This is a genomic window from Salmonella sp. SAL00672 (assembly GCF_046552175.1).
Classification (GTDB): Bacteria; Pseudomonadota; Gammaproteobacteria; order Enterobacterales; family Enterobacteriaceae; genus Salmonella; species Salmonella enterica.
Window position 1 is genome coordinate 46,974 of the sequence record NZ_JBGDUQ010000010.1, and the last position, 12,528, is coordinate 59,501.

Annotated in this window: 9 protein-coding genes; 8 read left to right on the forward strand and 1 reads right to left on the reverse strand. The window is 55.5% G+C overall.

The features are described 5' to 3' along the window. The first annotated feature begins 9 nt into the window (after positions 1-9). From ycaR to ACLJTG_RS19360, 3 genes are all read left to right on the forward strand, one after another. On the forward strand, positions 10-192 hold the full coding sequence (gene ycaR / locus ACLJTG_RS19350) for a protein YcaR (RefSeq protein ID WP_000350061.1): 183 nt from the start codon (positions 10-12) through the stop codon (positions 190-192). Then, entirely contained in the window at positions 189-935 is a 747-nt protein-coding gene (gene kdsB, locus ACLJTG_RS19355; RefSeq protein ID WP_000011576.1) for a 3-deoxy-manno-octulosonate cytidylyltransferase, read from the forward strand. Before ycaR ends, kdsB begins: the two co-directional genes overlap by 4 nt. A 210-nt stretch (positions 936-1,145) precedes the next feature. Beyond that, on the forward strand, positions 1,146-2,039 hold the full coding sequence (locus tag ACLJTG_RS19360) for a YcbJ family phosphotransferase (RefSeq protein WP_000436889.1): 894 nt from the start codon (positions 1,146-1,148) through the stop codon (positions 2,037-2,039). Here ACLJTG_RS19360 and elyC read toward each other — a convergent pair. Next, positions 2,019-2,795: an envelope biogenesis factor ElyC gene (gene elyC, locus ACLJTG_RS19365; RefSeq protein ID WP_000899563.1), complete on the reverse strand. Its 777-nt coding sequence runs from the start codon at positions 2,793-2,795 to the stop codon at positions 2,019-2,021. The two genes, ACLJTG_RS19360 and elyC, sit on opposite strands and share 21 nt — an antisense overlap. A 135-nt stretch (positions 2,796-2,930) precedes the next feature. On the opposite strand from elyC, the gene cmoM reads away from it, so the two are divergent. From cmoM to ldtD, 5 genes are all read left to right on the forward strand, one after another. After that, complete coding sequence (gene cmoM / locus ACLJTG_RS19370) at positions 2,931-3,734, forward strand: tRNA uridine 5-oxyacetic acid(34) methyltransferase CmoM (protein WP_001154025.1); 804 nt, start codon at positions 2,931-2,933, stop codon at positions 3,732-3,734. After that, positions 3,727-5,049: a chromosome partition protein MukF gene (gene mukF / locus ACLJTG_RS19375; protein WP_001288828.1), complete on the forward strand. Its 1,323-nt coding sequence runs from the start codon at positions 3,727-3,729 to the stop codon at positions 5,047-5,049. The genes cmoM and mukF overlap by 8 nt, the downstream gene beginning before the upstream one ends. Then, a complete protein-coding gene (mukE, locus tag ACLJTG_RS19380) occupies positions 5,030-5,734 on the forward strand; it encodes a chromosome partition protein MukE (RefSeq protein ID WP_000060025.1) in 705 nt (234 codons plus the stop codon). Before mukF ends, mukE begins: the two co-directional genes overlap by 20 nt. Then, the gene (mukB, locus tag ACLJTG_RS19385; protein ID WP_000572753.1) at positions 5,734-10,200 is read left to right on the forward strand and encodes a chromosome partition protein MukB; all 4,467 of its coding nucleotides are present in this window, start codon (positions 5,734-5,736) and stop codon (positions 10,198-10,200) included. The genes mukE and mukB overlap by 1 nt, the downstream gene beginning before the upstream one ends. Before the next feature lie 344 nt (positions 10,201-10,544). Further along, entirely contained in the window at positions 10,545-12,392 is a 1,848-nt protein-coding gene (ldtD, locus tag ACLJTG_RS19390) for a L,D-transpeptidase (RefSeq protein WP_079951480.1), read from the forward strand. Positions 12,393-12,528 lie beyond the last annotated feature (136 nt).

The window sequence follows — 12,528 nt, forward strand, 5'->3', positions numbered from 1 at the left end:
GGAGGAACTATGGATCATCGTCTGCTTGAAATCATCGCCTGCCCGGTATGTAACGGCAAACTCTGGTATAACCAGGAACAGCAAGAATTAATTTGCAAACTGGACAATCTCGCTTTCCCGTTACGCGACGGCATTCCTGTATTGCTGGAAAATGAAGCTCGCGCCCTGACATCTGATGAGAGTAAATCATGAGTTTCGTCGTCATCATTCCGGCCCGTTTTTCATCTACCCGACTGCCAGGCAAACCATTAGTGGATATTAATGGTAAGCCCATGATTGTTCATGTCCTGGAGCGGGCGCGCGAATCTGGCGCGGAACGCATTATTGTCGCGACCGATCATGAAGACGTGGCTCGTGCGGTAGAAGCGGCTGGCGGCGAAGTGTGCATGACGCGCGCCGATCACCAGTCCGGCACCGAACGGTTGGCGGAAGTGGTAGAGAAGTGCGGATTCAGCGACGATACCGTTATTGTGAACGTTCAGGGCGATGAGCCGATGATCCCGGCGGTTATTATTCGCCAGGTCGCGGAAAATCTGGCGCAGCGCCAGGTTGGCATGGCGACGCTGGCGGTGCCGATTCACAGCGCCGAAGAAGCGTTTAACCCGAATGCGGTAAAAGTCGTGTTGGATGCCGAAGGCTATGCGCTTTACTTTTCCCGGGCGACGATTCCCTGGGATCGCGACCGCTTTGCAAAAAGTCTGGAAACGGTAGGGGATACTTGCCTGCGCCATCTGGGCATTTACGGCTATCGCGCGGGTTTTATCCGCCGTTACGTGAGCTGGCAACCCAGCCCGCTGGAACATATTGAAATGCTGGAGCAACTCCGTGTGCTGTGGTACGGCGAAAAAATTCATGTCGCCGTCGCCAAAGCGGTGCCCGGCACGGGCGTAGACACCGCCGACGACCTGGAGCGCGTGCGCGCTGAAATGCGTTAACATGATCCTGTTCATGATCGTCTTAGACGGTCATGAACAGCGCGGTATGATAGCGCAAAGATGAATACTCACGTCTGCTCATCAGTGGCGGCTTTCTCGTACCGTTACGATTTTCCTCATTTTTCTTTTCTTCCCTTGATCTGATACGGGTGACATCTGTCCATACGACGCTCATTATTAAAGCAGTAGCACTAATGGGGGTAATCTGGAATGGAACAGTTGCGGGCCGAACTCAGTCATTTGTTGGGTGAAAAACTTAGCCGTATAGAGTGCGTGAATGAGAAAGCGGATTCCGCATTGTGGTCATTATATGACAGCCAGGGCATTCCGATGCCGCTGATGGCGCGAAGTTTTACCACTCCCGGCGTTGCGCAGCAACTGGCATGGAAAACCTCAATGCTGGCGCGTAGCGGTACGGTGAGGATGCCGGTAATCTATGGCGTATTGACGCATGAAGAGCATCCTGGTCCGGATGTGCTGCTACTGGAACGACTGCGCGGTGTGCCGGTCGAGGCGCCGGCGCGCACTCCGGAACGCTGGGAACAGCTAAAAGATCAGATTGTCGAAGGGCTGTTAGCCTGGCATCGGCAGGATAGCCGCGGTTGCGTTGGCGCCGTAGACCATACTCAGGAGAATATCTGGCCTTCCTGGTATCGTCAGCGGGTGGAGGTGCTGTGGACGACGCTAAATCAGTTCAGCAATACCGGCCTGACGATGCAGGACAGACGCATTCTGTTTCGTACCAGAGAATGTCTTCCTTCGTTATTTGAAGGGTTTAACGACAACTGCGTACTGGTGCATGGCAACTTCTGCCTGCGCAGTATGCTTAAAGACGCCCGTAGCGATCAGCTTCTGGCGATGGTCGGCCCCGGGCTGATGCTGTGGGCGCCGAGAGAGTTCGAACTGTTTCGCCTGATGGATAATCCATTGGCGGAGGGATTGCTTTGGCATTATCTGCAACGCGCGCCAGTGGCGGAGTCCTTCATCTGGCGGCGTTGGCTCTATGTGCTGTGGGACGAGGTTGCGCAATTGGTCAATACCGGACGTTTTAACCGTACCAATTTTGATCTGGCGGCGAAATCATTACTCCCCTGGCTTGCCTGATATGCCTTTCAGCCATTGCCAAAGTCGCCCTAATGTTTCATACCCAGCGCGATCGCTGTGCATCAGCCAGACCGGGGACGGAATTGCCCGCTCCCAGGGATTGAGCGGCGAATCGATCGCCAACTGATTCGCCGGCGCGGGAAGCGGATTCAGCCCGGCATGCTGAAAGAAAATCATCGCACGCGGCAAATGCGAGGCGGAGGTTACCAACAGGAAAGGGGCGTCGCCGATGGCCTGCTTAACGGCGGCGGCTTCTTCTTCCGTATCTTTTGGCTTATCCAGCGTAATAATATCGCTACGCGGTACGCCCAGTGACTGCGCCACCCGCGCACCGACTTCCGCCGTGCTTACCGTATTGGTTTTTGCTACGCCGCCGGTAAAAATCAGCCTGGCTCCCGGATTCGCGCGCCACAGCCGAATGCCTTCCGCCAGCCGCGGCAAGCTGTTGTTAATTAAATTAGAGCTCGGCGCCCACTGCGGGTTCCAGGTATAGCCGCCGCCGAGAACCACAATATATTCCACCTTTTGCGGACCCTGCCAGGTAGGGTAGCGGTTTTCTATCGGACGCAGCAGATGGTCAGAGACGGGTTGCAGGCTTAATAGCAATAGCGCCAGCCAACCTACGCTGATAAATACTTTTCCGGTCTTCTGAAAGCGGCTAAACCAGAGCAGCGCCAGGCCGACGCCAATCATCAGCAACATCAGCGGAAGCGGCAATAACATACCGCCAATCACTTTCTTTAGCGTAAAAAGCATCCTTTTTGGTTCCTTTTTTAACCATATAGCGGAGGATTAACGGTGATATTACACCAGACAGGTTCATTCTGGCCGCGGCTGTGACAAAATAGCGGTTTTATCAGATAACGCCTGAGCCAGCCTGTGGAGAGTCCGATGCAGGATCGCAATTTTGATGACATTGCTGAAAAGTTTTCCCGTAACATTTACGGCACGACCAAAGGACAACTGCGGCAAGCCATTCTGTGGCAAGACCTGGATCGCGTGCTGGAGGAGATTGGCGGGCGGAAACTGCGGGTGCTGGATGCCGGCGGCGGCGAAGGGCAAACGGCGATTAAGATGGCGGAACGCGGCCATCAGGTAACATTATGCGATCTGTCTGGCGAAATGATCGCCCGCGCGCGGCAGGCGGCCGAGGCAAAAGGTGTGAGCAAAGACATGCATTTTATACAATGCCCGGCTCAGGACGTCGCTTCGCATTTGGAAAGCCCGGTTGATCTGATATTGTTTCATGCTGTGCTGGAGTGGGTAGCCGATCCTGTCGGCGTATTAGAAACGCTCTGGTCAGTATTGCGCCCTGGCGGCGCGCTGTCGTTGATGTTCTATAACGCTAACGGTTTGCTGATGCACAATATGGTGGCGGGTAATTTTGACTACGTGCAGGCGGGGATGCCTAAACGCAAGAAGCGCACGCTGTCGCCTGACTACCCGCGCGACCCCGCGCAGGTGTACCAGTGGCTGGAGGCGATTGGCTGGCAGATTACCGGTAAAACCGGCGTGCGTGTGTTTCATGATTATCTGCGTGAAAAACACCAGCAGCGTGACTGTTATGAGACCCTGGTCGAACTGGAAACGCGTTATTGCCGCCAGGAGCCGTATATTAGCCTTGGGCGCTACATTCATGTCACCGCGATTAAAAGCCCGGCGCTAGCCGCAGATGCAAGGATAACCTATGAGTGAATTTTCCCAGACAGTCCCCGAACTGGTTGCCTGGGCCAGAAAAAACGACTTTTCCATCTCGCTGCCGGTAGACAGACTTTCCTTTCTGCTGGCGGTCGCCACGTTGAACGGCGAACGCCTTGACGGCGAGATGAGTGAAGGCGAGCTGGTGGATGCATTCCGCCATGTGAGTGATGCGTTTGAGCAAACCAGCGAAACCATCGGCGTGCGCGCGAACAACGCGATTAACGATATGGTGCGTCAACGTCTGCTGAACCGCTTTACCAGCGAGCAGGCGGAAGGCAATGCGATTTACCGATTAACCCCGCTCGGGATTGGCATCACCGATTACTACATTCGTCAACGCGAATTCTCTACGCTGCGTCTTTCTATGCAGTTGTCGATTGTGGCCGGCGAATTGAAGCGCGCGGCGGATGCGGCAGCGGAGGGTGGCGATGAGTTCCACTGGCATCGCAATGTTTACGCGCCATTGAAATATTCGGTAGCGGAGATTTTCGACAGTATCGATCTCACCCAGCGCATCATGGATGAACAGCAGCAGCAGGTGAAAGACGATATCGCACAACTGCTGAATAAAGACTGGCGGGCGGCGATTTCCAGCTGTGAACTGCTGCTTTCCGAAACGTCCGGTACGCTGCGCGAGTTGCAGGATACGCTGGAGGCGGCGGGCGATAAGCTGCAGGCTAACCTGCTGCGCATTCAGGATGCCACGATGACGCACGACGATCTGCATTTTGTCGACAGGCTGGTGTTTGACTTACAAAGTAAACTCGACCGCATTATCAGTTGGGGTCAGCAGTCTATTGATTTATGGATCGGCTACGATCGTCACGTGCATAAATTTATCCGTACCGCGATCGATATGGATAAAAACCGTGTCTTCGCCCAGCGGTTACGCCAGTCCGTGCAGACTTATTTTGACGATCCCTGGGCGCTAACCTACGCGAATGCCGATCGTCTGCTGGATATGCGCGATGAAGAGATGGCGTTGCGTGACGATGAAGTCACCGGGGAGTTGCCGCCGGATCTGGAATATGAAGAGTTTAACGAGATCCGCGAGCAGTTAGCGGCCATCATTGAAGAACAGCTGGCTATCTACAAAACCAGACAAACGCCACTGGATCTTGGGCTGGTGGTGCGCGAGTATCTGGCGCAATACCCGCGCGCGCGTCATTTCGACGTGGCGCGTATTGTTATCGATCAAGCGGTACGTCTTGGCGTAGCGCAAGCAGATTTCACCGGACTGCCAGCCAAATGGCAGCCGATTAATGATTACGGAGCCAAGGTACAGGCGCATGTCATTGACAAATATTGAACAAGTGATGCCGGTTAAGCTGGCGCAGGCGCTGGCGAATCCGTTATTTCCGGCGCTGGATAGCGCATTACGTTCGGGCCGCCACATCGGGCTGGACGAACTGGATAATCATGCCTTTCTGATGGATTTTCAGGAATACCTGGAAGAGTTTTACGCGCGTTATAACGTGGAGTTGATTCGCGCGCCGGAGGGGTTCTTCTACCTGCGTCCGCGTTCTACCACGCTTATTCCGCGCTCGGTGTTATCCGAACTGGATATGATGGTCGGTAAAATTCTCTGCTACCTCTATCTTAGCCCGGAGCGTCTGGCCAACGAAGGGATCTTTACTCAGCAGGAGTTGTACGACGAGCTGCTTACCCTTGCGGACGAAGCCAAACTGCTAAAGCTGGTGAATAACCGCTCGACGGGATCTGACGTTGATCGTCAGAAACTGCAGGAAAAGGTGCGTTCTTCTTTAAACCGCCTGCGTCGTTTGGGCATGGTATGGTTTATGGGCCACGACAGCAGCAAATTCCGCATTACCGAATCGGTCTTCCGCTTTGGCGCGGATGTCCGTGCCGGCGACGATCCTCGCGAGGCGCAGCGTCGTCTCATCCGCGACGGGGAAGCGATGCCCATTGAAAACCATCTGCAACTTAATGATGAGACCGAAGAGAGTCAGCCGGACAGTGGAGAGGAAGAATAATGATTGAACGCGGTAAATTTCGCTCGCTAACGCTGATTAACTGGAACGGTTTTTTTGCCCGCACTTTTGACCTGGATGAACTGGTCACGACGTTATCCGGGGGCAACGGCGCCGGGAAATCCACGACGATGGCGGCGTTCGTCACGGCGCTGATCCCGGATCTCACATTACTGCACTTTCGTAACACCACGGAAGCCGGCGCCACCAGCGGTTCGCGCGATAAAGGTCTGCACGGTAAGCTGAAGGCGGGTGTCTGTTACTCCATGCTCGACACCATTAATTCCCGTCATCAGCGGGTGGTGGTCGGCGTGCGTCTGCAGCAGGTCGCTGGGCGCGATCGCAAAGTGGACATCAAACCGTTCGCTATTCAGGGGCTGCCGATGTCGGTACAGCCGACACAACTGGTGACGGAGACATTAAACGAACGTCAGGCGCGCGTACTGTCGCTTGCTGAGCTGAAAGACAAGCTTGACGAGATGGAAGGCGTGCAGTTTAAGCAGTTTAACTCCATCACCGATTATCATTCGCTGATGTTTGACTTAGGGATTATCGCCCGTCGTCTGCGCTCCGCTTCCGATCGTAGTAAATTCTATCGTTTGATAGAGGCCTCGCTGTACGGCGGGATCTCCAGCGCCATTACCCGATCGCTACGCGATTATTTATTGCCGGAAAACAGCGGCGTGCGCAAGGCATTCCAGGATATGGAAGCGGCGCTGCGCGAGAACCGACTCACGCTGGAAGCGATTCGTGTTACCCAATCCGATCGCGATCTGTTTAAGCATTTGATCAGCGAAGCCACCGATTATGTGGCGGCAGATTATATGCGCCACGCCAATGAGCGTCGGGTTCACCTTGATCAGGCGTTGGCGTTTCGACGCGAACTGTACACATCGCGCAAGCAGCTGGCGGCGGAGCAGTACAAGCACGTCGATATGGCCCGTGAGTTGGGCGAACATAACGGTGCCGAAGGTTCTCTTGAGGCGGATTACCAGGCGGCGAGCGATCACCTGAATCTGGTGCAAACCGCGCTGCGTCAGCAGGAAAAAATTGAACGCTATGAAGCGGATCTTGAAGAGCTGCAGATTCGACTCGAAGAGCAAAACGAAGTGGTGGCGGAAGCCGCCGAAATGCAGGACGAAAATGAAGCGCGTGCCGAAGCCGCCGAGCTGGAAGTCGATGAACTCAAAAGCCAGCTTGCGGATTACCAGCAGGCGCTGGATGTACAGCAAACGCGCGCGATTCAGTATAACCAGGCGATATCAGCGCTTTCCCGCGCTAAAGAACTTTGCCATCTACCGGATCTAACGCCGGAAAGCGCCGCCGAATGGCTGGATACTTTCCAGGCAAAAGAACAGGAAGCTACGGAAAAACTGCTGTCGTTGGAACAAAAAATGAGCGTGGCGCAAACCGCGCACAGTCAGTTTGAGCAGGCTTATCAGCTGGTAGCGGCGATCAACGGCCCGCTGGCGCGTAGCGAAGCCTGGGACGTGGCGCGCGAGCTGTTACGGGACGGCGTGAACCAGCGTCATCTGGCGGAACAGGTACAGCCGCTGCGGATGCGCCTGAGCGAACTGGAACAGCGGCTGCGCGAGCAGCAAGAGGCGGAACGTCTGCTGGCGGAGTTCTGTAAGCGACAGGGCAAAAATTTTGATATTGACGAACTGGAAGCGCTGCATCAGGAGCTGGAAGCCCGCATCGCGTCCTTGTCTGATAGCGTGTCGTCAGCCAGCGAACAGCGTATGGCCTTGCGTCAGGAACAGGAACAGCTTCAGTCGCGTATTCAACATCTGATGCGGCGTGCGCCCGTCTGGCTGGCGGCGCAGAATAGCCTGAACCAGCTTAGCGAACAGTGCGGCGAGGAGTTTACGTCCAGCCAGGAAGTGACCGAATACCTGCAACAGCTGCTGGAGCGTGAGCGCGAAGCCATTGTCGAACGCGACGAAGTGGGCGCGCGTAAAAATGCGGTTGATGAAGAGATCGAACGTTTAAGCCAGCCGGGCGGTGCGGAAGATCAGCGTTTGAATGCGCTGGCGGAGCGTTTTGGCGGGGTACTGCTGTCGGAAATCTACGATGATGTCAGCCTTGAAGATGCGCCGTACTTTTCCGCACTGTATGGCCCGTCGCGCCATGCGATCGTCGTACCGGATTTATCGCAAATAGCCGAACAGCTTGAAGGTCTGACCGACTGCCCGGAAGATCTGTACCTGATCGAAGGCGATCCGCAGTCTTTTGATGACAGCGTATTCAGCGTTGACGAGCTGGAAAAGGCGGTGGTCGTGAAAATTGCCGACCGTCAGTGGCGTTATTCGCGTTTCCCGTCGCTGCCTATTTTTGGCCGTGCGGCGCGCGAGAACCGTATTGAAAGTCTCCATGCGGAACGGGAAGTGCTTTCCGAGCGCTTTGCCACGCTCTCGTTTGACGTGCAGAAAACCCAGCGTTTGCACCAGGCGTTCAGCCGTTTTATCGGTAGCCACCTTTCCGTTGCCTTTGAGGACGATCCGGAAGCGGAAATTCGCCGACTGAACGGGCGTCGCGTCGAGCTGGAACGCGCGTTGGCGACGCATGAAAGCGACAACCAGCAGCAGCGCCTTCAGTTTGAGCAGGCGAAAGAGGGCGTTTCCGCGCTTAACCGTTTGCTGCCGCGGCTGAATTTATTGGCCGATGAAACGCTGGCCGATCGGGTCGATGAAATTCAGGAACGGTTGGATGAGGCGCAGGAAGCGGCGCGATTTGTGCAGCAATATGGCAACCAGTTAGCCAAACTGGAGCCGGTGGTTTCCGTTCTGCAAAGCGATCCGGAACAGTTTGAGCAGTTAAAAGAAGACTATGCCTGGTCGCAGCAAATGCAGCGTGACGCGCGCCAGCAGGCTTTTGCGCTGGCTGAAGTCGTCGAACGTCGGGCGCATTTCAGCTATTCCGACTCGGCGGAAATGCTGAGCGGCAACAGCGATCTCAATGAAAAGCTGCGCCAGCGGCTGGAGCAGGCGGAAGCCGAGCGTACCCGCGCCCGCGAAGCGCTGCGCAGCCATGCCGCGCAGTTAAGTCAGTACAGCCAGGTCCTGGCCTCGCTAAAAAGCTCTTACGACACGAAAAAAGAGCTGCTTAACGATTTGCAGCGCGAATTACAGGATATTGGCGTTCGCGCCGACAGCGGGGCGGAAGAGCGCGCCCGCCAGCGTCGCGATGAACTGCACGCTCAGTTGAGCAATAACCGTTCGCGTCGCAATCAGCTTGAGAAAGCGCTCACCTTCTGCGAAGCGGAGATGGAGAACCTGACCCGTAAGCTGCGCAAGCTGGAGCGCGATTATCATGAAATGCGCGAGCAGGTTGTGACCGCGAAAGCCGGCTGGTGCGCAGTCATGCGGATGGTGAAAGACAATGGCGTGGAACGCCGTCTGCACCGTCGTGAGCTGGCTTATCTGTCGGCGGATGAACTGCGCTCCATGTCGGATAAGGCGTTGGGCGCGCTGCGCCTGGCCGTCGCGGATAACGAACATCTGCGCGACGTATTGCGTCTGTCGGAAGATCCGAAACGCCCGGAACGTAAAATCCAGTTCTTTGTGGCCGTTTACCAGCATCTGCGCGAGCGTATTCGTCAGGATATTATTCGTACCGACGATCCGGTTGAAGCCATTGAACAAATGGAGATTGAGCTGAGCCGTCTGACGGAAGAGCTGACATCGCGTGAGCAAAAGCTAGCGATCAGTTCCCGCAGCGTGGCAAACATTATCCGCAAGACTATCCAGCGTGAGCAGAACCGTATCCGTATGCTGAACCAGGGTTTGCAAAGCGTCTCGTTTGGACAGGTGAATAGCGTGCGGTTAAACGTCAACGTGCGTGAAACGCATGCCACCTTGCTGGATGTGCTTTCAGAACAGCAGGAGCAGCACCAGGATCTGTTTAACAGCAATCGTCTGACCTTCTCCGAAGCGCTGGCGAAACTGTACCAGCGTCTGAATCCGCAGATCGATATGGGGCAACGCACGCCGCAGACCATCGGCGAGGAGCTGCTGGACTACCGTAACTATCTGGAAATGGAAGTTGAAGTTAACCGTGGGTCCGACGGCTGGCTGCGTGCGGAATCCGGCGCGCTATCAACGGGGGAAGCTATCGGGACCGGGATGTCAATTCTGGTGATGGTGGTGCAAAGCTGGGAAGACGAAGCGCGCAGACTGCGCGGGAAAGATATTTCGCCATGTCGCCTGCTGTTCCTCGATGAAGCGGCGCGTCTGGATGCGCGCTCTATCGCCACGCTGTTTGAACTATGCGAACGTTTGCAGATGCAGCTCATCATCGCTGCGCCGGAAAACATCAGTCCGGAGAAGGGCACGACGTATAAACTGGTGCGTAAAGTGTTTCAGAATACTGAGCATGTTCATGTTGTCGGGCTGCGTGGCTTTGCGCCGCAGCTTCCGGAAACGCTTCCCGGTACGCAAACGGAAGATACGCCTTCAGAAGCGAGTTAAACACGGCAGAAACGATGAAGTGCCCGATGGCGCCTCGCTTATCAGGCAAGGCCGGATAAATCGGTTACGCCGCCATCCGGTACAACAAGTTCTGTTTTATCATTAGCCTGGGGCGGCGAAAGCCGCCTTTTTCTTTATCTGAAAAATCTCTCCGGGTAGTGCATTTTCTTTAAACTTCTTTACATTAGGTTAGGCAAAAACGTAACGAACTTTATATACTGGAGTTAAGCCTGACGAGTGAGCAGGCTGACTCGTCATACTAAACAAAAGCATTGGTTGCGGTTGACCCGCGCTGCGGGCAGCGCAGTCATGCGGAGTATGATAACGAAAACAGGGGGCAAGGGATGTTGCTTAATAAGATGTGTGGTCGTTGTCTGTCGGCAATCAGTTTATGCCTGGCCGTAACATTCGCTCCACTGTTCAATGCGCAGGCCGATGAGCCTGAAATGATACCTGGCGATAGCGCCGTTGCCGCGACGGATCAGGCTGGGCCGCAGAAACAATCAGCCGCGACGGCGATTATGGCCGGGATTCAGCCGCTGCCGGAGGGCGTTTCAGCCGAGAAAGTCCGGGCTGATTTACAGTCGCAGCTTCCTTCCGGCTATACGCCGGTCTATATGAGCCAGCTGACATTGCTGTATGCCGCGCGCGACATGAAGCCCATGTGGGATAATCGCGATGCGGTGAAAGCCTTCCAGCAACAGTTGGCGGAGGTGGCGATTGCCGGATTCCAGCCGCAGTTTACCGCCTGGGTGGCATTGTTGACCGATCCCGCCGTAAACGGTATGGCGCGCGATGTTGTGTTGTCAGACGCCATGATGGGCTATCTCCATTTCATTGCGAATATCCCCGTCAAAGGCCAGCGCTGGTTATATAGCAACAAACCTTACGCATTGGCGACGCCGCCAGTCTCGGTGATTAACCAGTGGCAAATCGCGCTGGAAGAGGGCCAGTTGCCGATGTTTGTCGCCAGCCTGGCGCCGCAGCACCCACAGTATGCGCCCATGCATGACGCACTGCTGAAGCTGGTGGCGGACTCTCGCCCGTGGCCGCAGTTGACCAATACCGCGACGCTGCGCCCGGGGCAATGGAGTAACGATGTGCCTGCGCTGCGCGAAATATTACAGCGTACGGGGATGCTGGATGGCGGTCCAAAGATAGCCTTACCCGGCGATAACACTGCTGATAGCGCCGTCGTCAGCCCCTCCGCCGTGGTCGACGAAACATCGGTGGCGCAGCCGGTCGACGAACCAACGGCCCGCCGTAGTAAGTCGGCTCCGGCGGCACGCGCCTACGATCGTGAGCTGGTCGAGGCGGTAAAGCGTTTTCAGGCATGGCAAGGGCTGGGGGCGGATGGCGTTATTGGCCCGGCGACGCGTAACTGGCTTAATATGACCCCCGCGCAACGCGCAGGCGTACTGGCACTGAATATCCAACGTTTACGCCTGCTGCCGGCGGAACTCTCTACCGGTATTATGGTAAACATTCCCGCTTATTCGCTGGTCTACTATCAGAATGGCAACCAGGTGCTGGCTTCAAGGGTGATCGTCGGGCGTCCCGATCGTAAAACGCCGATGATGAGCAGCGCGCTGAATAATGTGGTGGTGAACCCGCCGTGGAACGTTCCGCCCACGCTTGCGCGTAAAGACATTTTACCGAAGGTGTGGAATGACCCAGGCTATCTGGAGCGCCATGGCTACACCGTGATGCGCGGCTGGAACAGCAAAGAAGCGATCGATCCGTGGCAGGTTGACTGGGCCACCATTACGCCATCGAATCTTCCGTTCCGTTTCCAGCAGGCGCCAGGCGCGCACAATTCGCTGGGGCGTTATAAATTTAATATGCCGAGTTCAGATGCGATCTATCTGCACGATACGCCTAACCATACTCTCTTTCAGCGTGACGCCAGGGCGTTAAGTTCCGGCTGCGTGCGGGTCAATAAGGCCTCTGAACTGGCGAATATGCTCTTGCAGGATGCTGGCTGGAACGATGCGCGGATCTCTGGCGCCCTGAAGCAAGGCGACACGCGGTATGTCAATATCCGGCAGAACATTCCAGTAAATCTTTACTATCTGACCGCGTTTGTCGGCGCAGATGGACGTATGCAATATCGTACAGATATTTACAATTACGATCTCACAGCGCGATCCAGCGCACAAATTGTGCCAAAGGTTGAACAATTAATCAGGTAAATGAAGAAGTTCTGGTAAATATGTTGTCCTAATGTTTGGCTTCAACGGGGCGTTTCGCTGTAGACCCCCGTTGTGGCTGGGGGAGGGCCATCTTGACGCGGGCTTTATCGGCAGTTAAGGTGCCTTTCGTGCGCCA

What these genes read in the sequence shown, in the direction of transcription:
- elyC (WP_000899563.1), bottom strand. Translation starts at nt 2,795, where the DNA reads ATGCTTTTTACGCTAAAGAAAGTGATTGGCGGTATGTTATTGCCGCTT.
- kdsB (WP_000011576.1), top strand. Translation starts at nt 189, where the DNA reads ATGAGTTTCGTCGTCATCATTCCGGCCCGTTTTTCATCTACCCGACTG.
- mukE (WP_000060025.1), top strand. Translation starts at nt 5,030, where the DNA reads ATGTCATTGACAAATATTGAACAAGTGATGCCGGTTAAGCTGGCGCAG.
- cmoM (WP_001154025.1), top strand. Translation starts at nt 2,931, where the DNA reads ATGCAGGATCGCAATTTTGATGACATTGCTGAAAAGTTTTCCCGTAAC.
- mukF (WP_001288828.1), top strand. Translation starts at nt 3,727, where the DNA reads ATGAGTGAATTTTCCCAGACAGTCCCCGAACTGGTTGCCTGGGCCAGA.
- ACLJTG_RS19360 (WP_000436889.1), top strand. Translation starts at nt 1,146, where the DNA reads ATGGAACAGTTGCGGGCCGAACTCAGTCATTTGTTGGGTGAAAAACTT.
- mukB (WP_000572753.1), top strand. Translation starts at nt 5,734, where the DNA reads ATGATTGAACGCGGTAAATTTCGCTCGCTAACGCTGATTAACTGGAAC.
- ldtD (WP_079951480.1), top strand. Translation starts at nt 10,545, where the DNA reads ATGTTGCTTAATAAGATGTGTGGTCGTTGTCTGTCGGCAATCAGTTTA.
- ycaR (WP_000350061.1), top strand. Translation starts at nt 10, where the DNA reads ATGGATCATCGTCTGCTTGAAATCATCGCCTGCCCGGTATGTAACGGC.